Source organism: Micromonospora sp. NPDC049101 (genome assembly GCF_040648675.1).
GTDB lineage: Bacteria > Actinomycetota > Actinomycetes > Mycobacteriales > Micromonosporaceae > Micromonospora.
In genome coordinates this window covers 143,437-162,470 of record NZ_JBEZED010000013.1, presented here as the reverse complement: position 1 = coordinate 162,470, position 19,034 = coordinate 143,437, and the positions used below count along the sequence as shown (strand labels likewise).

Below are 19,034 nucleotides of genomic sequence, written 5' to 3'. Positions count from 1 at the left end.
CCTTCTGATGTCCTGCTGGTCGGGCGGTGTGCCGGCCGCGCGACGACTGGAGCGTGACGCGCGGTGACCGGAGCGAGTCTATTGTTCCGCTCCGGTGCCGCGTCCCCGGACTCCCCCTCCGCCGGCCCCTGTGTCGCGTCAGCGGGTGGGGCGGCGTGTGACGTCGGCCTGCGGGTGCCCCCCGGTCGGGCGCACCGGCCGGTACCGGGCCAGCCAGGTGACCAGCTCCGCGGCGGGCATGGGTCGGGCGTAGAACCAGCCCTGCGCCGCGTCGCAGCCGGCGGCGTGCAACATCCGCCAGGTCCGCTCGTCCTCGACGCCCTCGGCCACCACCCGCAACCCCAGAGCGCCGGCCAACTCGATCATCGACCGGACGATCGCCGCGTCGTCGGCGTCGTCGGCCATGCCGAGTACGAACGACCGGTCCACCTTCACCTCCGACAACGGCAGCCTGCGCAGGTGCTGCAAGGACGAGTAGCCGGTGCCGAAGTCGTCGAGCGCGATGCCCACCCCGATCCGGTGCAGTTGGGAGATGGTCGTCAGCACCCGGCGTGGGTCGGCCATCAACGCCCCTTCGGTGATCTCCACCTGTAGCCGCTCGGCCGGCACCCCGTAGCGGGCCAGCCGGTCGGCGATCTGGTCGGCGATCTCGCCGGTGTGCAGGTCGCGCACGCTCACGTTCAGCGCCGCGCGCAGGCCGATGCCGGCCGCCGACCACGTGGCGAGCTGCTCCACCACGTCGTCGACCACCCGACGGGTGAGCAGCCGCATCACGGCGCTCTGCTCGGCGACCCGGATGAGTTCCTCCGGGTCGACCATGCCCCGCCGCGGGTGTCGCCACCGCAGCAGGGCCTCGACACCGACCACCTCGCCGGTCGCGATGGCGATCTGCGGCTGGTAGTACATGGTGATTTCCCCGGCGTCGTCGGCCGGCCCACCGTCCGCGTGCGCCCACCCCGTCGGTTCGAGCGGTCGCCCTGCTGAGCCCGGCCCGATGTCCCGCCGCGGCCCGAGGCCACCGTTGCCCATCGCGGTGACCGCGCTTCCGTTCGGCGACCGCCTGTCGTTTCCGAGCCCGGCGCGTCGCTCCCCGGCCGGGCCCGGCCGGTTGCCGCTGACCGTGGCGCGGGTGTTGCGACCCCGGATCGGGTCGGCACCGGTGGCGATCCGCTTGATCAGCTCGTCGGCGTGCGCCAACTCCGCGTCGCCGCGCCGACGGCGCCCCCAGCGCCGACCGGGCGGCGGTGCCGTCACGATGGCCGGCGCCGGGTCCGCGTGTGGCGCGGCCTCGGCCCCGGTGGGCAGCGCCGCCCCGTCACCGCCGCGCACCTCGGCCGTCGCACTGAGGGGTACGCCGACCGACCGCTCCGCGCCAACCTCATCCGGTACGGCGTGCCGGCCGTTCCCATCGCCCCGCCCACCCTGCTCGGCCCGCTCGCCCTGCTCGGCGGCGGAGGGCTCGACGACCGGTGGGCCGGACTCCAGCACCCGGCGCAGATCGGCGAGGAGGCCAAGACGCTCGGCGGAGTTGTGGTCCGACTCGGGGGCGTAGACGGCCACCGTGTCGTTGCGGTGCTTGGCGTCGTACATCGCCACGTCGGCGTGGCGCATCAAGGTGGCGAAGTCCTCCCCATGTTCGGGGAAGAGGGCGATCCCGATCGACCCGCCCACGTCCAACGGAAGCCCGTCGAGCGGCACCGGCTCGGCCAACGCCTGGACCACCTGGTCGGCCAGCTCCCGCGCCTGAGCGACGTCGGTCAGCCCGGTCATCACGATGGCGAACTCGTCACCGCCGAGCCGGGCGATCATCTGAGGTCGGGGCCGCACGTCGGTGAGCCGTGCGCTCACCTCGACCAGCAGCCGGTCGCCCACCGCGTGCCCGAGGGCGTCGTTGACGTTCTTGAAGCGGTCCAGGTCGATCAGCAGCAGCGCCAACTGCCCGTCGGGTCCGCCACGGGCCGTTCGCTCGGCATGCAGGTGCACCTGCTCCGCCACCTCGGCCAACAGGGCCTTGCGGTTGGGCAGGCCGGTCAGCGGGTCGGCGGCGGCGAGGTGCTGCTGTTCGACGGTCAGCCGGGCCATCCGGTAGACGGCGAAGAGCGGCACCAACACCAGCGGAATCAGCGCCGCGCTGACCCGCGAGGCCGCGACCAGCACCGGGGCGAGCAGCAGCAGTGAACCGGTGGAGAGCAACTCGAAGCCGAGCCCCTGCCGCAGGGTGGGCCACCACCGGTCCCCGAAGCGCAGCCGCACCGCCCAGCTGACCAACACGTAGTTGACGACGAACCAGGCCAGCGTCGCGCCGCCGACGGCGGCCACGTCGGTCCAGTGCAACCGTCCGCCGGAGAAGATGGTGCCCGGCCCGAGCAGGATCACCCCGTACGCGGCGGCGAGCGCACACGCGTACTGACCGACGTTGAACGCCGTCCGCCACGCCGCGTGCCGCATCCGCCAGCCCGAGACGACGACACCCACCGCCTGCACCGCCACCGCCGGGCCGAGGCCCCAACCCAGCAGGATCGCGAAGGTGAAGCAGGTGGAGGGGAACACCGCCGAGGTCTGCCGGCGCCCCGGCGGGACGAACGGGCGGGCGTCGCAGAGCACGGCGAGCGCGGCCATCGTCCAGAACGCCACCGGCAGCCCGGACACCTCACCGGGCAGCGTCGCGAGTGGAACGGCGGCGGTCAGCGTGGCCACCACCAGGATGCCGACGACGAAGGCAGCGAACGGTGCCACTCGCCCCGGGGGCAGCGAGTTGCGTGGATCGGCGACCTCCACCACACCTCCCGACCGACCGTCGACGTGCCGGTGCGCACGTCGTGACCCAATGAAACGCCCTCAGCCCCCGGTTTCCCGGTATGACAGTCACGAATCGGTCGTAGTCGTAATTAAGTTGGTATACGCGACCTGTCGCCGCGCCGTGCCGCGGGCGGGGTCAGCCGCCCGGTTGAGCGACCTCCCGTGCGGCATCCGGCCCCGCGTCGAGCAGGAGCTGGAACCCGGCCTCGTCGAGCACCGGCACCTTGAGGCTGACCGCCTTGTCGGCCTTGGACCCGGGGTTGTCCCCCACGACGACGAAGCTCGTCTTCTTGGAGACCGACCCGCTGACCTTGCCGCCCCGGGTCTCCACGGCCTCGACGGCCTGATCCCGCGAGAAACCGGCGAGCGTGCCGGTCACCACCACCGTCAACCCCTGCAACGGGCGCGGCCCCTCGTCGACCACGTCCTCCGCCATCCGTACGCCGGCCTCGGCCCACTTGCGGACGACCTCGCGGTGCCAGTCCACCGCGAACCACTCCCGAAGGCTCGCCGCGATGGTCGGCCCGACCCCGTCGACCGAGGACAGCTCCTCCTCCGTGGCCGCCTCGATGGCGTCCATCGAGCGGAAATGCCGGGCGAGCGCCCGAGCCGCGGTGGGGCCGACGTGCCGGATGGAGAGCGCCACCAGCACCCGCCACAGCTCGCGCTGCCGGGCGACCACGAGATTGTCCAACAACTTGGCCGCGTTGCTGCCGAGGGTGCCGTCCTTGTTGACGAAGAACGGGGAACGGGCCAGCTGCTCGGCGTCGAGCTGGAAGAGGTCGCCCTCGTCGGTGATGATCTGCGCGTCCAGTAGTGCTCCCGCGCCCTTGTAGCCGAGCACCTCGATGTCGAACGCCCCTCGGCCGGCCAGGTGGAACACCCGCTCCCGCAGCTGCGCCGGGCAGCTGTGGGTGTTGGGGCAGCGGATGTCGACGTCGCTCTCCTTGGCGGGGGCGAGGGGTGTGCCGCAGGACGGGCAGGTGATGGGCATCACGAACGCACGCGCGTCGGCGGGGCGCAGGTCGACAACCGGGCCGAGCACCTCGGGGATCACGTCCCCCGCCTTGCGCACCACCACCGTGTCGCCGATCAACACGCCCTTGCGTTCCACCTCGCTGGCGTTGTGCAGGGTGGCCTGGGCGACCGTCGAGCCCGCCACGTGCACCGGCTCCAGCACCGCGAACGGGGTGACCCGCCCGGTGCGCCCCACACCGACCTCGATGTCGAGCAGCTTGGTGGTGACCTCCTCCGGCGGGTATTTGAAGGCGATCGCCCAGCGCGGGGCACGGCTTGTCGAACCGAGCCGGCCCTGGATGGAGACCGGGTCGACCTTCACCACCACCCCGTCGATTTCGTGCTCGACGTCGTGCCGGTGCTCGGCGTAGTGCGCGATGTATTCCGCCACGCCGGCCAGATCCGGGACGACCCGCCACCGATCGCTTGTCGGCAACCCCCACGACTTCAGCGCCGCGTACGACTCGGACTGGGCCGTGGGCTGGAACCCCTGGCGGGCGCCGATGCCGTGCACGACCAGGCGCAGCGGCCGGGAGGCGGTGACCCGCGGGTCCTTCTGCCGCAGGCTGCCGGCGGCGGCGTTGCGCGGGTTCGCGAACGGTGCCCGGCCCTGCTCGACCAGGCTGGCGTTGAGATCGGCGAAGGCGGCGATCGGGAAGTAGATCTCGCCCCGGACCTCCAGCAACTCCGGAACGTCTGGGAATTCGGCGGAGGGGGCGAGCTCGCTGGGCACGTCCCGGATGCTGCGTACGTTGGCGGTGACGTCCTCACCGGTGCGACCGTCACCCCGGGTGGCGGCCCGGAACAGCCTGCCCTTCTCATAGGTCAGGTTGATGGCCAACCCGTCGACCTTCAGCTCACACAGGTAGGGCACCGGGCCGCCCGCGTCCCGTTCGACCCGCTCGGCCCAGGCCGCCAGCTCCTCGTCGGCGAAGGCATTGTCGAGCGACAGCATCCGCTCGGCATGGGTGACCGGGGTGAAGTCGGTGGAGAACGTGCCGCCCACCCGCTGGGTCGGCGAATCGGGCGTGCGCAGCCCCGGGAACTCCGTCTCCAGCGCCTCCAACTCGCGCAACTGCCGATCGAACTCGGCGTCGGCGATGATCGGCGCGTCCAACACGTAGTAGCGGTATTGATGCTCGGTCAGCTCCCGGCTGAGCGTGGCGTGCCGCTCCCGGGCCTGCGGCGTCGGCTCAGCCCCGGCCGCCGCCTCCTGCTCCGGGCTGACCTGCTGACCGATCTGTTCCTCGGACACACCGCCACCTTCGGACACGCCTGCGACCTCCCTGATCACGCTACTCCGGCACGGTATCGGGCCGGTGGGACAATCCGTTGCCCGCCCGCGCCCGCAGCGACGTTCCTCTCCACCGCGTTCCGTGATCACTTGATGCTGAGTGGTTCTCGACGGGCCGATCCCACTACTCAGCGTCAAATGATCAAGGGGGGGGGTGTCCTCCGGGTGCCGCGGACGTCGGGGCAGCCGCGGTGTGGTTGGCGGGCGGCACGGGCGACGGCGTGCGAGGATCGCCGCACGGTGCGACCCGCGAGCCGCCAGGGTGCGGCGCTACATCCGCCGGTGGCCATCAGGCGGGGGCACGTCCGCGGGTGGGCACGAGGCGGCGCTACGTCCGCCGGTACGCACGAGGCGGGGCACATCCGCCGGTGGGCACGAGGCGGCGCTACGTCCGCCGGTGGGCAGGCGGCGGGGATGCGTCCGTCGGTGAGCAGGAGGTTATGCGATGCGCGAGGCACTGCTCTGGGCGGTGGCGATCCTGCTGGCGGTGGGTACGGGTTGGGCATGGAACAGCTGGCGGCACCGGGTTTCCACCCGACCCTCGGGCACCCGACCGGATCGCCGTGCCACGGCCCGCACCGGTGGTCGTCGGCCCACCCCACCTCGACCGCGTGGCGCCGACCGGCCGGCCGCCAAGCCCCGCTCATCGGACACCGACCGGCGGGATGCCCCGGCACCGGGCGAGATCTGGTGGGCCGACGTGCCGTACGCCGATGGCAGTGGCTCGAAGGTACGGCCCTGTCTGGTGCTGCGGGCGGACTCCCGAGGGGCGGACGTCCTGAAGATCACCAGCCAGGACAAGAGCGACCGGGACGACCACGTGCGGATCCCCACCCGGGACTGGGACCCCGGCGCGGAGCACGACAGCTACCTCAGCCTGACCGAGCCGATCCGACTCAACTCGGCCGCCTTCGCCGACCACGCCGGCCGCTGCGACGCCGACCTGTGGCGCAAGGTCCGCAGCCTGCGTCACCTGCCCACCCCCTGACCACCCCGCGGCCCGGTCGACATGACCGCCCGGCGAGCCCACCCCGTCACCCTGACTATCCGGCGGGCCCACTACCCCGTCCGCCCTGCCCAAAGAAGGCATGATCGACTCGGCTTCCTGCAAAACGCGGCATCCGACACCACCGGACACCGCGACTTTCAGAAAGCCGAGTGGATCACGCCCCCCGGGACCAACGCGGGGCACCGCCGAGGCCGCGCGGGGCGCCGCCGAGGCCGCGCGGGGCACCGCCGAGGCCGCGCGGGGCACCGCCGAGGCCGCACCGGGCAGCACCGAGGACCGCGCCGGTCAGCACCGAGGACAGGGCAGGCAGGTGGGGTCAGTCCCAGGCGGCGCCCAGGGTGGCGAGTTGGTCCGCGTACTCGATGCGGTCCAACCACCCGGTCGGCCAGGCGGCCATGCCGGCGGCCGCGCCCACAAACGCGCCGGCCAGTGCGGCGATCGAGTCGGAGTCGCCGGCGGTGGTCGCGCCCCGGGCCAGTGCCGCCACCGGGTCGTCGACGTGCCGAATGGCGCAGAGCAGCGCGGTGGCCAGCGCCTCCTCGGCAACCCAGCCCTCCCCGGTGGCCCGGCACGGGTCGCCGCCGTCGTCCGGCTGGCTCAGGGCGGTCGTCAGTCGGCCCAGCGCCGTCAGGCACTCGTCCCAGCCTCGGGCGATGAACGTCTCCGGTGACGGTGTACCGGGACGCTGCCAGAGGTCACCCAGCCACTGCTCCCGGTAGACCAGGCGCTGGGCGAGCGCCCGCTCGGTGAGCAGCGCGGGTAGTTCGGGCAGTGTGGCGCCCGCGCGCAGCGCGAAGACCGCGTACGCGGTCAGCTCGCTGGCGGCCAGCCCGGTCGGGTGGCCGTGGGTCATCCCGGCCTGTAGCTGGGCCAACCCGGCCAGCGTGTCCAGGTCGACGTCGAGCAGCCCGACCGGGGTGACCCGCATGTTGGCGCCGCACCCCTTCGACCCGGCCACTGTCGCCTCCTGCCAGCGCAGCCCACGGCTCAGCTCCGCGCAGGCCCGCAGGCAGGTCATGCCCGGGGCGCGGTTGTTGTCCGGGCTGACCGCCCAGGCCAGGAAGCGCTGCCGCAGCAGCGGCTCCACCGCCTCCGGGGTGAGCGAGGGCGCATCGTGCAGCGCCCAGCCCACCGCGAGTGCCATCTGGGTGTCGTCGGTGACGAGTGCCGGCTCGCCGGACAGCTCACGTGGGCCGGTCGGGCCGTACCGGTGCTCGATCTCGGCGACGGTCAGGAACTCGGTCGGCTTGCCGAGCGCGTCACCGTAGGCGAGGCCGAAGAGTGAACCGGAGGCGCGCAGCGCGGAGGTGGGGATCACGGCGGCCATGATGCCCGGCCGCCGCAACCCCCGTCGGGCTCAGTCCCAGCAGAGGCAGAACGGGTGGCCGACCGGGTCGGCGTAGACCCGGAAACCGTCGCCCTCGCCCGGCAGCCGCCGAGCCCCGAGCGCGAGGGCCGCCTTCTCCGCGCTCTCGATGTCGTCCACCGTCACGTCCAGGTGGAACTGCTGTGGACGCTCCGGGTCCGGCCAGGCCGGTGGCCGCAGGTCGGGCGCCTGCTGGAAGGCCACCCGCGGCTGGTGGCCGGGCGGACCGCCCAGCACCACCCAGTCGGACTCCGTCTCCCCGTCGGCGATGGGTACGCCGAGCAGCTCGGCGTAGAACTCCGCCAACGCCCGGGGATCCGGGCAATCGATCACCACTGAACGCAGCTGTCCAATCATGACCGTCATCCTGCCCACCCGGTACGACAGGAAACCTCAGTCCTCGGCGAGCCGCCGACCGGCGTCCCGACAGGCCGCGAGCACCGCCCGCGCGTACTCCGGGGTGGCACCGGCGAGACCGCAGGCCGGGGTGAGCACCACCTGCTCGGCCAACTGCCGACGAGGAAAGCCGAGGCGGTCCCAGACCTGGCGTACCCGGTCGGCGATCTGCGCGGAGGTCGGCGCGCCACCGGCCGACGGCGGTCGGGTCGGCGCGGCCCCGGCCAGCAACCCGAGGCCGGCGTCGATCGCCTCGCCCAGCGGGTCCAGTTTGGTGACCAGGTCGAGGTCGAGGGCGACCGCGACGGCGCCGGTGGAGCGGATCAGCTCCAGCGGTACGTCGGGGGCGCAGCAGTGCACGAGCGTCGGCACGCCGACCGCGTCGACGACCTCGCGCAGCAGCGCGGCCGCGTCCACCGACTCGACCGCCCGGTACGCGCCCAGGCCACTCTCGGTCGGCACCCGCCCGGCCAGCACGGTCGGCAGTGACGGCTCGTCCAGTTGCAGCAGCACCGACGCCCGGGGCAACCGCCGGGCCACCGCCGCGACGTGCGCGCGCAGCCCTTCGGCGAGGGAGCCGGTCAGGTCGCGGACCGCGCCGGGGTCACGCAACAGGCGGCCACCGATCGGCAACTCCAGGGAGGCGGCCAGCGTCAGCGGACCAGCGGCCTGCACCTTGATCGGGCCGTCGTACTCCTCGGCCTGCTCGGCGAGCTGGTCCAGGTCGCGTTCCATGAGGTCAGCGGCCCGGCGCAGGTCGCGGCCCGGGCGTGGGGCGACCCGCCACCGGCCGGCGTACACCTCGACGGGCAGCTCGACCAGCAGCCCGGCGCTGCGGCCGATGAGGTCGGCGCCGGGGCCACGGGCCGGCAACTCGGGCAGGTGGGGCAGCTCGGGAAGCTCACCGAGGACCACCCGCTGTGCCTCGCCGATGTCGGTGCCGGGCAGCGAACCAATTCCGGTTGCCGCACCGGCCGGCCAGGGCCACGCCTGATCTGTCACGGCCGAAGGCTATCCCGCGAACCCCCGTGCCGCGCCGTCAGGCGGTGATGGTCGCCGAGCCGAGGACCACGTCGCCGGCCGGGTCCGGCCGGTACGCGACCACGGCCTGACCGGCGGCGACGCCGCGGACCGGCCGGCGCAGCTCGGCGTGCAGCAGGTCACCGTCGAGAGCGACGGTCGCCGGGACCACGTCGCCGTGCGCACGCAACTGCACCTCGCACTCGACCGGCGCGTCCGGCCGTGCGCCGCCGGTCCAGACCGGACGAACGGCGCGCACCTCGGACACCTCCAGCGCCTCGGCGGTGCCGACGGTCACCGTGTTGGTCTTCGGCGTGATCGAGAGCACGTAGCGCGGCCGCCCGTCCGGGGCCGGCCGGTCCAGGTGCAGGCCGCGACGCTGCCCCACCGTGTACGCGTACGCGCCGCGGTGACTGCCGACCACCGCGCCGGTGCTCGCGTCGACCACGTCGCCGGGCGCCTCGCCGAGCCGGCCGGCCAGGAAGCCGCGGGTGTCGCCGTCGGCGATGAAGCAGATGTCGTGCGAGTCCGGCTTGTCGGCCACCGCCAGGCCACGCTCGGCGGCCTCCGCACGGACCTGCGCCTTCGTCGAGTCGCCCAGCGGGAAGATCGACCGGTCCAGTTGCTCGCGGGTGAGCACGGCCAGCACGTACGACTGGTCCTTGGCGATGTCGACGCTGCGCCGCAGCAGCCCGTCCGGGCCGAGCCGGGCGTGGTGCCCGGTGACCACCGCGTCGAAGCCCAGGGCCACCGCCCGGTCCAGCACCGCCGTGAACTTGATCTTCTCGTTGCAGCGCAGGCAGGGATTCGGCGTACGGCCGGCGGCGTACTCGGCGACGAAGTCGTCCACCACGTCCTCGTGGAAGCGGTCGGCCATGTCCCAGACGTAGAACGGGATGCCGATCACGTCGGCGGCCCGCCGTGCGTCCCGGGAGTCTTCCAGCGTGCAGCAGCCGCGCGCCCCGGTCCGGTAGGTCTGCGGATTGCGGGCCAGCGCCAGGTGTACGCCTGTCACGTCATGCCCGGCCGCCACCGCCCGCGCCGCCGCCACGGCCGAGTCAACCCCGCCCGACATAGCCGCCAGAACCCTCACCAGCGCACTCCCTTCCCCACCGCCAGCCTACCCACCCACCCCGCACCGGCTCCGCTGGCGGCAAAGTGACCTGTTCCACCCTCAGCCCTCCGTCGATCAAGGAGTTGTGGTGGGTGACAAAAGCCGTCATTCGCCATCTTCTCGGCACCACAACTCCATGATCGACCGCGGAGAGAAGAGGGTGGGCGAGGGGCGAGGGGCGGGGGGCTGTTAGCGGGGGGTGCGGAGGGCTGCGGCTCGGCGGGCTCGGTCCACCGCGCCGGGGAGGGCCGCGATGAGGGCGTCGACGTCGGCCTGGGTGCTGGTGTGGCCGAGGGAGAAGCGCAGCGAGGAGCGGGCGCGGTCGTCGTCGGCGCCCATCGCCAGCAGCACGTGTGAGGGTTGGGCCACACCCGCGGAGCAGGCCGACCCGGTTGAACAGGCGATGCCCTGCGCGTCGAGCAGCAGCAGCAGGGCGTCGCCCTCGCAGCCCGGGAAGGAGAAGTGCGCGTTGCCGGGCAGCCGGCAGGTCGGGTCGCCGTTGTAGATCACCTCGGGCACCGCCCGACGAACCCGTTCGATCAGGTCGTCGCGGAGTGCGGCCACCCGGGCCGCGTACTCCTGCTGGCCCTTCACCGCGCTCTCGACGGCGACCGCGAAGGCGACGATGCCGGCGGTGTCCAGGGTGCCGGAGCGGACGTCGCGTTCCTGGCCGCCGCCGTGCAGCAGCGGCGTGGCCGCCACGTCCCGGGCGAGCAGCAACGCGCCCACCCCGGTCGGGCCGCCCAACTTGTGCCCGGTGACGGTCAGCGCGGCGACACCGCTGGCGCCGAAGTCGACGGGCCCCTGACCGACCGCCTGGACGGCGTCGGTGTGGAACGGCACACCGTACTCGGCCGCGACGGCGGCCAACTCGGCGACCGGCTGGACGGTGCCCACCTCGTTGTTCGCCCACATCGCGGTGACCACCGCCACCCGGTCGGCGTGCGCGGCCAACTCGGCGCGCAGGTCCTCCGGGTCGAGCCGACCGGCGGCGTCCACCGGCAACCAGCCGACCTCGGCTCCCTCGTGCTCGACGAGCCAGTCCACCGCGTCCAGCACCGCGTGGTGCTCGACGGCGCTGGAGACCACCCGACGGCGTTGCGGGTCGGCTCCGCGGCGGGCCCAGAAGATGCCCTTGACCGCGAGGTTGTCGCTCTCCGTGCCACCACCGGTGAAGATCACCTCGGACGGCCGCGCGCCCAGCACCGCGGCCACCTTCTCGCGGGACTCCTCGACCCGGCGGCGGGCACGGCGACCCGCCGCGTGCAGGGAGGACGCGTTGCCGACCTCGCGGGCGGTAGCGACGTACGCCTCCAGTGCCTCATCGAGCATCGGAGTCGTCGCCGCGTGATCCAGGTAAGCCATCACCGCTCAGCCTACGGCCGACACCGCGGAGCCCGGATGGCGGAGGGGACCCGGCGCGACGGCCGGGGTGGCGCTTCCCACCCCGGCCCGGTCAGGCGGGCACCGCGGTGACGACGATGTTGTCCCGGTACCTGCGCGCCTTGGCGTCGAACGGCCCGCCACAGGTGATCAGGGTCAGTCGCGGCTTGCCGTCCCGGGCGAAGTACCGGTCCAACGGAATCCTGGTCTTCGCGTACTCCTCCCGGGCGACGACCCGGTAGCGCCGTGCCGTGCCGTCGCTGCCGGTCGCGGTCAGCGTGTCGCCCTGGTCCAGTTCACGGAGTCGGAAGAACGCCCCCCTGCCCTGCCTGGCACTGTCCACGTGACCGGCGATGACCACCGAGCCGGCGGGGGCCTCCAGGCCGGGTCCGTAGCGGTACCACCCGATCTGGTCGACGCTCGGCGGCACCTCGAACTCGTTGGTCCGCTCGTTGATGCCTACCGCGTCGACGGTGGCGGTGACGTCGATCTCCGGGATCACCAGCCGTACCGGCGGGATGATCGCCGCGTCGACCGGCAGCTCACCGGCGGTCACCGGGACCGACGGAACGCTGGCGGCGGTCGTCGGGGTGCTGGCCAACGCGCTCGCCTCCGCGGCGCCCACGGTTCCGGCCGGCCGGGAGCCGCCCGCCACCACGGCGGCGACGGTGAGCGCGGCAACGCCGGCGGCCAGGGCCGCCAGCGCGCCGCGGTTGCGCACCGTCACCTGCGACCGGTCCGCGCGGTCGCCATCCGCACACCACCAAACAACAGCAGGAGTACGCCGGCACCGGTGAGCGTGTACCACCACGTGCCCAGGCCCGTGCCAGCCTGACCGCCGTCACCGCTCGGCACGCCGCCCGGGGCGGAGTGCAGGCCGGTGATGGTCTGTGCCACCACACCGAGGGTCTTGCCCTCGGCTGAGCCGATCGCGTAGACGATCGTCGCGGTGCCCTCCTTGAGGTTGAGGTCCGCCGGGCCGATGGCCACGGTGTCGGTGCCGGCGAGCACCACGTCCGCCTTCACGCTGCCCGCGTCGACGTCACCCTTGGCCTCCTTCGGGTTGGTCAGGCCCTCGAAGACCGGGGTGCCGCCGGCGCGTACGTCCACCGCCGGGGCGGCGGCGGTGTGCCGGACGATCAGCCGGGCCTTGCCGGCGTCGACCTTCGACACGTCGTTCACGAACGGGGTGATCTTCGGCTGGCCGGCGGCGTCCAGGTGCGCCGCGATGCTGATGTTCGCGCCGCCCGGCACCGCCGCGTTGTCGACCTTGAGGATCGCGCTGCCGACCGGCTCGCCCGGCTTGGTGAGCGCGATGTCGTAGTCGCCCTCCTCCAGGCTCAGCGGGCCGGCGACGTCGCCGGGCTTGAAGTTCTCCAGCGTCTTCTTGCCGTTGACGTAGACGTCGACCGGGGTGTCCGGGATGCCGTGCACGACGGAGACCTTCGACGTGGCGGCGTACGCGGGGGTGGCGGTGAGCGCGCCGACTCCGGCGAAGGCCAGCGCGGCGACCGCGCCGCCCGCCGCGACCCGACGCAGGGATGAGAACTGCATGTCTGCCTCCTGGTGATTGGTGCTGATTCGTCAGGCCTGACTTGCAGAACGGGTTACGCCGCCGTCCGGACGGGTGGATGCGACACCGACGCACTTTTCTTTTTCGGCCCCACCTGCATCCGAACCGGGGTCGCGAGGCGAAGAGCTGCTGAGATGACATCGACCGGGAGAGTGGGGCGGAGACTGTGGCAGCTACAGTCGGGCATGCCCCATCGAAGGCGAACCGCCCGATGACGGCCCTGCACGAGGAACCGGACCCTCCGGTGGACGACCTCGCGCTCCGCTTCCGCGCGGGCGACGACGTGGCGCTCCGCGAGGCGTACGACCGGTACGGTCGGGCCGTGTTCCACCTGGCCACCTCCATGCTGGCCAACCGCGCCGACGCCGAGGACGTCACCCAGGCCACGTTCGTCGCCGCCTGGCTGGGTCGCGACACCTTCGACCCGGCCAAGGGATCGCTGATCGGCTGGCTGCTCGGCATCGGCCGGCGCAAGGTGATCGACCGGATGCGCGCCTCGGCCCGGGAGACCCGGGTGGTGGATACGGTCCGTCAGTTGCCCGAGCCGGCGCCGGCCGACCCGGACCCGGACCGCGTGGTGGACCGGCTGGTGATCGCCGACGAGCTGGCCCGTCTCCCCGACGACCAGCGACGCATGTTGGAGCTGGCCTTCTACGACGACCTGACCCACCAGCAGATTGCCACGGTGACGGGGGTGCCGTTGGGCACCGTCAAGAGCCACATCCGGCGCGGCATGGCGAGCTTGAAACGCAGATGGGAGGTGGACGGTGCAGCACCTGGACCACGACCGGCTGGTCTTTCTGGCGCTCGGTGAGAGCGAGGCGGACAACGGGGAGAGCACCCACCTCGGCACCTGCGCACACTGCCGGGTGGAGATGACGACCCTGCGGCAGATCGCCGGACTCGGCGTGGAGACGCAGGGCCTCGCCGACCTGCCCGACCCGCCGGAGCACCTCTGGCAGGGCATCCTGGCCCAGGTCAGCGCGGCGGAGACCCGACCGCCGGTGACCGAGATCCGCCGCCCGCCGGTGCCGGAACAGGCCACCGGCACGACGGCGGAGCCGACCGTCGACACGGTGGCGGAGCCGACCATCGGCACAGTGGCGGAGCCGACCGTCACCCGGCTGGACTCGGCTCGGCGGTCTCGCCGGGGCCGTGGCTGGGCCCGCTGGGCGGCCACCGCGGTGACCGCTGCCGCCGCCGCGGCGGTCGGTGTGGTGGGCACGGTCTCGGTGCTCCGGCCGGACGACCCGGCGCCCACACCGAAGCCGGTGGTGGTGGCGAGCGCCCCGCTGGCGGCGTACGGGTCGACGCCCCCGGCGGCCAGGGGTGACGCCCGGGTTCTCCAGGACGGCCAACTACATCTGCATGTGGCGAATCTCCCGCGCGTCCCGGGGTACTACGAGGTCTGGCTGATCAATCCGACGACGATGGATATGTTCTCGGTCGGCACCCTGGGTGGCGGCCAGGATGCCCTGCTACCCCTGCCCCCGAATGTCGACCTCAAGACCTACTCGGTGGTCGACGTCTCCGCGGAACGGTTCGACAACAACACCCGCCACTCCGGCGACAGCCTGGTGAGGGGCACCCTGACGGGCTGATCGGCGGGCCGGCTCAGCTCCCCGGCCCGCCGATCAGCTCCCCACGAAAAAGCAGTGGCCGCCCCGGATCGGGGCGGCCACTGTCGTGTCAGCGGGTCACTTGCGCTTGCGGATCTCCTCGGCGGCCTGCGGGACGATCTTGAACAGGTCGCCCACCACGCCGAAGTCGGCCAGCTCGAAGATCGGTGCCTCGCCGTCCTTGTTGACCGCGACGATGGTCTTCGAGGTCTGCATGCCGGCCCGGTGCTGGATGGCACCGGAGATGCCGAGCGCGACGTAGAGCTGCGGGGAGACCGTCTTGCCGGTCTGGCCCACCTGGAACTGGTGCGGGTAGAAGCCGGAGTCGACGGCCGCGCGGGACGCGCCGACGGCGCCGCCGAGCAGGTCGGCCAGCTCTTCGACCAGCTTGAAGTTGTCGGCGTTGCCGACACCGCGACCGCCGGAGACGACCACGCCGGCCTCGGTCAGCTCGGGGCGGGAGCCCTTCTGCTCGGCGACCCGCTCGACGACCCTGGCCAGCTTGTCGGTGTCGGTGACCGACACGGTGAGCTGCTCGATCGTCGGGGTGGCCGCCGCCGGGGTCGGGGTGACCGAGTTGGGCCGGACGGTGACCAGCGGCAGGCCCTTGGTGACCTTGGACTTGACGATGGCGGAGCCGGCGAAGGCGATCTGGGTCGCGGTGCCGTCGGTGTCCAGGCCGACCACGTCGGTCAGGATGCCGTTGTCCAGCTTGACGGCGAGGCGGGCGGCGATCTCCTTGCCCTCCTGGGCCGAGGCCAGCAGCACGGCGGCCGGCTGCACGCGCGTGACCAGCTCGGCCAGCACGGTGGCCTTGGGGGCCACCAGGTAGCCGTCGATCTCGTCACCCTCGGCGGCGTAGATCTTCTCCGCGCCGTACTCGCCCAGTTTGCCGCTCAGCGCCTCGGCGGCGCCGGCGCCGCCGAGCACCACCGCGCTCGGGGTGCCCAGCTCGCGGGCGAGGGTGAGCATCTCCAGGGTGACCTTCTTGACGCCGAATTCCTTGGTGGCTTCGACGACGACGAGAACCTCAGACATGTCCAGACCCGCTCTCACACGAACTTTTCGGTGGCGAGGAACTCGACCAGCTTGACGCCGCCCTCGCCCTCATCGGTGATCTTGGCGCCGCCGGAGCGCGGCGGGCGCTTGGAGTGCTCGACGACGGCACTGGTGGCCCCGTCGAAGCCCACCTCGGCGGGCGCGACGCCCAGGTCGGCCAGGGAGAACGTCTGCACCGCCTTCTTCTTGGCGGCCATGATGCCCTTGAAGGAGGGGTAGCGCGGCTCGTTGATCGTGTCCCAGACGGAGACCACGGCCGGGGTGGCGGCGGTGACCACCTCGTAGCCCTCCTCGGTCTGCCGCTCCACGGTCAGCGTGCTGCCGTCGACGGTCAGCTTGCGGGCGCCGGTGAGCGCGGCGACGCCGAGCCGCTCGGCGATCATGTGCGGCATGACCTGGACCCGACCGTCGGTGGACTCGGCGCCGCAGATCACCAGGTCGGCGTTCAGTTGACCGAGCGCGGCGGCGAGCACCTTCGAGGTGGCGACGGCGCAGGAACCGTGCAGGGCGTCGTCCAGCACGTGCACGGCCTTGTCCGGGCCCATGGAGAGCGCCTTGCGGATCGACTCGGTCGCCCGGTCCGGACCCATGGTCAGGATGGTGACCTCGCCGCCGTGCGCCTCCTTGATCTTCAGCGCCTCCTCGATGGCGTACTCGTCCATCTCGTTGATCACGTTGTTCGCCGAACCGCGGTCGACGGTGTTGTCGTCATTGCGCAGGTTGCGGTCCGCGCCCGAATCAGGCACCTGCTTGACGAGTACGACGATATTCATCGCGCTTCGACGACCCTCCTGTGTGGTGATGCGATTCGCTCGCCCGGTATGGGGCGCAGCGTCGCGCGTCGGTCGACGCCTGGTCAACCGGGGGCTGTTGTGCAGTTGCCCACGACGCAATGTTACCTGTCGGTAGCTTGCGCTCCCCGGGGCACTCAGGGTGACACAGCTCACCGACGGGCAGGCGGTCAGGCCGGGTCGGCCAACGCGTTCCGGATCTGGTCGATGGCCGCCGCCTCGGCGGGCGCCACCCCGGCGTGCGCCCGGGCCACCCGGTCCGCCGCACCCAACACCACCGAGCGGTACGCCGCCACGTCCTGCGGTGACTTGTCGCGCAGGATTCGCACCGCCTGCCGCAGCGCCGGCAGCACCACCGACTCGATCTCCAACTGCGAGTCCCTGGGCAGCCGGGGCAGCGGGCCGGTGGCGAGCGCTTCCTTGACCGTCCCGCTGGCGTTGGCGAGTGCGCTGGACGCGGCGACGCTCTCCCGGATCACCCCCAGCACCCCCGGGTCGGCGTTGGACACCAGGAAGACGGCACCGAAGGCGCCGGTCTTGAGGATCAACCGCTCCTCGTCCGTCAACCGCTGCTCCATGATCACGGAGTGTAGACGTACGGGGTGGTGGTGGTCACCGGGACGAGGCCGAGCCGCTGCAGGATCGGCCGGCTGTCCTCGGAACAGTCCACCTGCACGAGCGTGCGGCCCCGCTGGTCGGCCAACCGCGCCCGGTAGTTGACGAGCGCCCGGTAGATGCCCCGTTGCCGCCACTGCGGCAGGGTCGAGCCGCCCCACAGGGTGGCGAAGCCGGTGTTCGCCGGGAACCGCACCCAGCCGGCGCTCACCACCGTGTCGTCCGCCTCGGCCACCACGACGGTGATCGAGTTCCGGTCGGCGTCGATCTCCTTGGCCAGACCCGTGACCAGGTGCGAGCGGTCCTCCTGCCAGACCTCCTCCTCCATGGCGGCGATCCGCTCCAGGTCGGCGCGGGAGGTCACCTCACGCAGGCGTACCCCCTCGGGGGTGACCGGCAGCGCGGCGGCCAGCGGCGCGACCGGGCCGACCACGACGGTCTCCCGGTCCTCCGGGACGAAGCCGGCGGCGCGCAGGCGGTCCGCCAGGTCCGCCGGTTCGTCGTGCTCGTTGAGCTTCCACTCGACCGACTGGCCACGTTCGCGGAACAGCCGCACCTGTCGGGTGATCAGCTCGTCCAGCGCGTCCCCGGTGAGTCCGCCGAGGTCGCGGTAGGTGAGGAAGCCGCCGGCGTCGAGCCCGATGATGCGCACCAACGGCCCGTCCCGCTCCACCGTCACCCCGGCCGGAACCGGGTCGGGGATCTCCGGGCGGAGTTGGTTGTCGTAGGCGGCACGCAGCGTCATTACGTCGAGATCAGTCACCGAGTCAGGCTAAGCGGGATGGGAAGCGGATAATCTTCCACCGTGTGGGCGGCGATCAGGAGATGGTTCGACCCGGCGGAGCTGGGCACGGTCGGTGAGCAGCCGGACTACCGGTTCTCGCTGGCCAACGAACGGACCTTCCTCGCCTGGCTGCGCACCGGGTTGGCGCTGGTCGGCGGTGGGTTGGCCGCCGCGCAGTTCCTGCCGCCCCTGCCGATGAGCCACCTGCGGGAGGCGATCGCCGTCGCGCTGCTCCTGCTCGGCGGTGCCGTCGCGGTCCGCGCGGTGGACCACTGGGCGCGTACCGAGCGGGCCATCCGGCTCGGTCAGGAGCTGCCCGCGTCCCGGTTTCCCGCCGTCCTGGCCCTGGCCGTGGGTGTCGGTGCGGTGCTGCTGGTGGTCGCCGTCCTGCTGCGGGCGGTCGGCAGCCGGTGAGCGCCGCACGCGACTCCGGGCTGCAACCGGAGCGCACCCGCCTGGCCTGGCGACGCACCCTGCTCACGGTGACGGTGGTGACCGCGCTCGCCGTCCGGTTGGCCTCGGCGGACGGCCCGAGCGGGGCGCTGCTCGCCGGCGTCGTCGTGCTGCTGTGGGGCGCCCTGCTGGTGCTCTGCTGGCCCCGCGGCACCGGCGCCGGCCCGGCCCGCACCGGTGGCCGGACCCTGCCCCTGGTCGCGCTGGGCACCGTGGGGATCGCGTTGCTGGGAGTGCTGCTGGTGCTGCGCGGACTGTGGTGACGGGACTCGGTGCGCCATGATGGGTGGATGGCCCGGCTGTACGTTCTCCTCTTCCTGGTGCAGATTGTCCTCGCCGTCTGCGCGCTGATCAGTTGCCTCTCCGCCGAGGAGGGTCAGATTCGCGCCCTGCCCCGGATCGCCTGGGTGCTGATCATCCTGTTCTTCCCGTTGGTCGGCTCGATCGCCTGGTTCGTCGCCGGCCGGGAGCCCAGCGCCGGCGCGCGCAAGGGCTGGTCGGGTGGCACCGGCTCGGTCGAGCGGAAGCGCCCCCGACCGGTCGCCCCCGACGACGACCCGGAGTTTCTCCGGTCCGTGCAGGACCGTGCGAAGCAGCAGGACGACGAGCTCTTCCGTCGTTGGGAGGAGGACCTGCGCCGGCGCGAGGACGACCTGCGCCGGCGCGACGGTGAGCCGCCCCGCGAGGGTGACCGGCCGGAGGTGTGAGCGTCGGCGCGGTCGCGCCGGCGTTGGTGCCCGAG

19 protein-coding genes are annotated in these 19,034 nt (G+C 72.6%); 6 read left to right on the top strand and 13 right to left on the bottom strand.

Annotation, left to right across the window (positions count from 1 at the left end):
- Positions 1–138: 138 nt before the first annotated feature.
- Positions 139–2,778 carry an EAL domain-containing protein gene (locus AB0B57_RS19805; protein WP_357071429.1) on the bottom strand — a complete coding sequence of 880 codons (2,640 nt, stop codon included), beginning with the start codon at positions 2,776–2,778 and terminating at the stop codon, positions 139–141.
- A 157-nt stretch (positions 2,779–2,935) separates the two neighbouring features.
- Complete coding sequence (gene ligA, locus AB0B57_RS19800; protein ID WP_357071426.1) at positions 2,936–5,071, bottom strand: NAD-dependent DNA ligase LigA; 2,136 nt, start codon at positions 5,069–5,071, stop codon at positions 2,936–2,938.
- Between the two features lie 484 nt (positions 5,072–5,555).
- On the opposite strand from ligA, the gene AB0B57_RS19795 reads away from it, so the two are divergent.
- Positions 5,556–6,098, top strand: a complete 543-nt coding sequence (locus tag AB0B57_RS19795) for a type II toxin-antitoxin system PemK/MazF family toxin (RefSeq protein WP_357071423.1) — start codon at positions 5,556–5,558, stop codon at positions 6,096–6,098.
- 337 nt (positions 6,099–6,435) lie between these two features.
- Here AB0B57_RS19795 and AB0B57_RS19790 read toward each other — a convergent pair whose 3' ends face one another.
- The 7 genes from AB0B57_RS19790 to AB0B57_RS19760 form a co-directional block, all read right to left on the bottom strand.
- Positions 6,436–7,446, bottom strand: a complete 1,011-nt coding sequence (locus AB0B57_RS19790; RefSeq protein ID WP_357071420.1) for an ADP-ribosylglycohydrolase family protein — start codon at positions 7,444–7,446, stop codon at positions 6,436–6,438.
- A 30-nt stretch (positions 7,447–7,476) separates the two neighbouring features.
- A complete protein-coding gene (locus AB0B57_RS19785; RefSeq protein ID WP_357071418.1) occupies positions 7,477–7,842 on the bottom strand; it encodes a VOC family protein in 366 nt (121 codons plus the stop codon).
- A 36-nt stretch (positions 7,843–7,878) separates the two neighbouring features.
- Complete coding sequence (locus AB0B57_RS19780; RefSeq protein WP_357071415.1) at positions 7,879–8,883, bottom strand: methionine synthase; 1,005 nt, start codon at positions 8,881–8,883, stop codon at positions 7,879–7,881.
- 37 nt (positions 8,884–8,920) lie between these two features.
- Complete coding sequence (gene mnmA, locus AB0B57_RS19775; RefSeq protein WP_357071412.1) at positions 8,921–9,994, bottom strand: tRNA 2-thiouridine(34) synthase MnmA; 1,074 nt, start codon at positions 9,992–9,994, stop codon at positions 8,921–8,923.
- A 210-nt stretch (positions 9,995–10,204) separates the two neighbouring features.
- Positions 10,205–11,380, bottom strand: a complete 1,176-nt coding sequence (locus AB0B57_RS19770) for a cysteine desulfurase family protein (protein ID WP_357071410.1) — start codon at positions 11,378–11,380, stop codon at positions 10,205–10,207.
- A 91-nt stretch (positions 11,381–11,471) separates the two neighbouring features.
- The gene (locus AB0B57_RS19765) at positions 11,472–12,125 is read right to left on the bottom strand and encodes a class F sortase (protein ID WP_357071407.1); all 654 of its coding nucleotides are present in this window, start codon (positions 12,123–12,125) and stop codon (positions 11,472–11,474) included.
- The gene (locus tag AB0B57_RS19760; protein ID WP_357071404.1) at positions 12,122–12,952 is read right to left on the bottom strand and encodes a DUF4397 domain-containing protein; all 831 of its coding nucleotides are present in this window, start codon (positions 12,950–12,952) and stop codon (positions 12,122–12,124) included. Before AB0B57_RS19760 ends, AB0B57_RS19765 begins: the two co-directional genes overlap by 4 nt.
- Positions 12,953–13,182: 230 nt before the next feature.
- Between AB0B57_RS19760 and AB0B57_RS19755 the strand changes: the two genes are divergently transcribed.
- Complete coding sequence (locus tag AB0B57_RS19755; protein ID WP_357071401.1) at positions 13,183–13,785, top strand: sigma-70 family RNA polymerase sigma factor; 603 nt, start codon at positions 13,183–13,185, stop codon at positions 13,783–13,785.
- Complete coding sequence (locus AB0B57_RS19750) at positions 13,739–14,572, top strand: anti-sigma factor (protein ID WP_357071398.1); 834 nt, start codon at positions 13,739–13,741, stop codon at positions 14,570–14,572. The genes AB0B57_RS19755 and AB0B57_RS19750 overlap by 47 nt, the downstream gene beginning before the upstream one ends.
- A gap of 96 nt (positions 14,573–14,668) precedes the next feature.
- Here AB0B57_RS19750 and AB0B57_RS19745 read toward each other — a convergent pair whose 3' ends face one another.
- The 4 genes from AB0B57_RS19745 to AB0B57_RS19730 all read right to left on the bottom strand — a co-directional run bounded on the left by AB0B57_RS19745 (position 14,669) and on the right by AB0B57_RS19730 (position 17,818).
- A complete protein-coding gene (locus AB0B57_RS19745) occupies positions 14,669–15,628 on the bottom strand; it encodes an electron transfer flavoprotein subunit alpha/FixB family protein (RefSeq protein ID WP_357071396.1) in 960 nt (319 codons plus the stop codon).
- A gap of 14 nt (positions 15,629–15,642) precedes the next feature.
- Entirely contained in the window at positions 15,643–16,422 is a 780-nt protein-coding gene (locus tag AB0B57_RS19740; RefSeq protein ID WP_357071393.1) for an electron transfer flavoprotein subunit beta/FixA family protein, read from the bottom strand.
- 188 nt (positions 16,423–16,610) lie between these two features.
- Entirely contained in the window at positions 16,611–17,024 is a 414-nt protein-coding gene (locus AB0B57_RS19735; RefSeq protein ID WP_357071390.1) for a hypothetical protein, read from the bottom strand.
- Positions 17,021–17,818 (bottom strand): GNAT family N-acetyltransferase, encoded by a 798-nt coding sequence (locus AB0B57_RS19730; protein ID WP_357071387.1) that lies wholly within the window; start codon positions 17,816–17,818, stop codon positions 17,021–17,023. The genes AB0B57_RS19735 and AB0B57_RS19730 overlap by 4 nt, the downstream gene beginning before the upstream one ends.
- Positions 17,819–17,860: 42 nt before the next feature.
- Here AB0B57_RS19730 and AB0B57_RS19725 point away from each other — a divergent pair, with 42 nt between their 5' ends.
- From AB0B57_RS19725 to AB0B57_RS19715, 3 genes are read left to right on the top strand one after another with little or no spacing between them, the layout of a single operon-like run.
- Positions 17,861–18,253: a DUF202 domain-containing protein gene (locus AB0B57_RS19725; RefSeq protein WP_357071384.1), complete on the top strand. Its 393-nt coding sequence runs from the start codon at positions 17,861–17,863 to the stop codon at positions 18,251–18,253.
- Positions 18,250–18,555 carry a DUF202 domain-containing protein gene (locus AB0B57_RS19720; protein ID WP_357071381.1) on the top strand — a complete coding sequence of 102 codons (306 nt, stop codon included), beginning with the start codon at positions 18,250–18,252 and terminating at the stop codon, positions 18,553–18,555. Before AB0B57_RS19725 ends, AB0B57_RS19720 begins: the two co-directional genes overlap by 4 nt.
- A gap of 27 nt (positions 18,556–18,582) precedes the next feature.
- Positions 18,583–18,999: a PLD nuclease N-terminal domain-containing protein gene (locus tag AB0B57_RS19715; protein WP_357071378.1), complete on the top strand. Its 417-nt coding sequence runs from the start codon at positions 18,583–18,585 to the stop codon at positions 18,997–18,999.
- The last annotated feature ends 35 nt before the right edge of the window (positions 19,000–19,034 follow it).

What these genes read in the sequence shown, in the direction of transcription:
- AB0B57_RS19770 (WP_357071410.1), bottom strand. Translation starts at nt 11,380, where the DNA reads ATGGCTTACCTGGATCACGCGGCGACGACTCCGATGCTCGATGAGGCA.
- AB0B57_RS19760 (WP_357071404.1), bottom strand. Translation starts at nt 12,952, where the DNA reads ATGCAGTTCTCATCCCTGCGTCGGGTCGCGGCGGGCGGCGCGGTCGCC.
- AB0B57_RS19790 (WP_357071420.1), bottom strand. Translation starts at nt 7,446, where the DNA reads ATGGCCGCCGTGATCCCCACCTCCGCGCTGCGCGCCTCCGGTTCACTC.
- AB0B57_RS19795 (WP_357071423.1), top strand. Translation starts at nt 5,556, where the DNA reads ATGCGCGAGGCACTGCTCTGGGCGGTGGCGATCCTGCTGGCGGTGGGT.
- AB0B57_RS19755 (WP_357071401.1), top strand. Translation starts at nt 13,183, where the DNA reads ATGACGGCCCTGCACGAGGAACCGGACCCTCCGGTGGACGACCTCGCG.
- AB0B57_RS19715 (WP_357071378.1), top strand. Translation starts at nt 18,583, where the DNA reads ATGGCCCGGCTGTACGTTCTCCTCTTCCTGGTGCAGATTGTCCTCGCC.
- AB0B57_RS19785 (WP_357071418.1), bottom strand. Translation starts at nt 7,842, where the DNA reads ATGATTGGACAGCTGCGTTCAGTGGTGATCGATTGCCCGGATCCCCGG.
- AB0B57_RS19740 (WP_357071393.1), bottom strand. Translation starts at nt 16,422, where the DNA reads ATGAATATCGTCGTACTCGTCAAGCAGGTGCCTGATTCGGGCGCGGAC.
- AB0B57_RS19745 (WP_357071396.1), bottom strand. Translation starts at nt 15,628, where the DNA reads ATGTCTGAGGTTCTCGTCGTCGTCGAAGCCACCAAGGAATTCGGCGTC.